Genomic DNA, 1,030 nt, shown 5'->3' on the forward strand with positions numbered 1-1,030 from the left:
CCAAAACCCGGCCTGTCCCCGCATCCATCCCCTCCCGGCAAATCACCGGGGCAGTGAATCATCCCGAGCCGTCAATGGCGAGGTTTTTCGAGGCGTCCACCTGGGTCTGCCCTACGTGGACTCTGGTCAGACCACAAGCATCTCCGCATATCGCCAAAATGATTGGTTTTCGCGAGATGTAACCCATTTTGTTCACCACTCGTACGAACTTTGCCGTCTATCGGCGTTTGTTCTGACAATATCCGTTCGCGAAGATTGATGTCGATAAGTCCGGAAAACCAGATTGCAATTATAACCAGCACCCGCACTTCAATTTCAAGCAACTCCCAAGAAATGAAAGGTTTTCACGCTCGAGGATGTCGAAGAGATACGATCTCAGGCAATCATGGAAGATTTAACGCAAATCCTAGAGCGGTCCGAGTTCTCGCTGAACCAACGGAACCGCTCTAGAGAAGCATCTTGGTCACAGATGTATGAACAACTAAAAAGTTCGGTCGTCCAAAAGACGCTTAGATATACAAATTACAGATCAGGGCATTGATTGCCCGGGTCCACATTTGGTTCTGATTTGATAATATTAGTATCACCCTGAGCATTCACCTGTGCAAGATACATTGTCAAAGGCGCGTGACGCTGCTTCGACATTTGTACAGGGCCTCTCGGGCCATTGTAGGTTACTTCACTCAGGGCCTTTACCACAGCATCGGTATCTGTTGTGCCGGCCTTTGCGACAGCTAGCGCATAGAGATGAACGGCATCATATTGCGGAACTGAGAGTTCGCTCGCGGTTTTCGTCTCGGCTCCAAACTTGTCCTTTAATGCTTTTAGGAACTTCATATTACTCTCAGAATCGATACTGGTGTAGTATGTGCCGCCGAGATAGATGCCTTCCGCGTCGGCACCTAGGCTTTTTGCAGTGCCTTCATCGAGCGCATAATTCCCGTACAATGCGGTCACACCAGCTGATCGCAGTTGCTTCGTAAACGTGACATTCGGCGCGCCGGCTGCTGTCGACGTTATAATGGCGTCT

At 49.8% G+C, this 1,030-nt stretch carries 1 protein-coding gene; it reads right to left on the reverse strand.

The genetic code is table 11. The features are described 5' to 3' along the window. Positions 1–522 precede the first annotated feature (522 nt). Positions 523–1,030, reverse strand: a 508-nt coding sequence (locus ASD50_RS19185; RefSeq protein WP_156465180.1) for an ABC transporter substrate-binding protein, incomplete at its 5' end; no start/stop codon positions are given.

The organism is Mesorhizobium sp. Root552 (genome assembly GCF_001427285.1).
Taxonomy (GTDB): Bacteria; Pseudomonadota; Alphaproteobacteria; order Rhizobiales; family Rhizobiaceae; genus Mesorhizobium.